General features: G+C 65.6%; 1 pseudogene. It reads right to left on the bottom strand.

Annotated features, from left to right (window positions below):
* Positions 1 to 295 (bottom strand): annotated as a pseudogene (locus tag EN807_RS33605) (osmolarity sensor protein EnvZ); the annotation flags it as partial.
* Between the last annotated feature and the right edge of the window lie 45 nt (positions 296 to 340).

Here is a 340-nt window from a genome sequence, read left to right as displayed (position 1 = left end):
GCTCGTCGTCGCCGGCAATCGAGGAGGAGACGGCGGGCGTATCGGAAACGGTCAGCGCATAGGTGGCGTTGAACAGGCCTGACGCCGTCGCCTTGCGCTCCTCCGGCGTCGCATCATGCATCAGCTGCACCAGCGAGTAGGCGCGGTCGTTCAGCCTGTAGAGATCGACGATACCGTTGGCGGTGGCGCGATCGCGCGCGACGATGTAGAGCGTCGCGACCTGGCTGATCAGCAGGCCGGCAATGACGATCAGCAGCACCCAGACAGGCAAGGTCTGCGGCAGGAAACGTCTCATTCGGAGGTCGTCTCGGGCAGGAACTGGTAGCCGCCGCTGCGCGCG

Source organism: Mesorhizobium sp. M5C.F.Ca.ET.164.01.1.1 (assembly GCF_004792125.1).
GTDB classification, from domain to species: domain Bacteria; phylum Pseudomonadota; class Alphaproteobacteria; order Rhizobiales; family Rhizobiaceae; genus Mesorhizobium; species Mesorhizobium wenxiniae.
The sequence above is the reverse complement of the archived record's forward strand: the minus strand, read 5'-3'. Positions and strand labels throughout refer to the sequence as shown.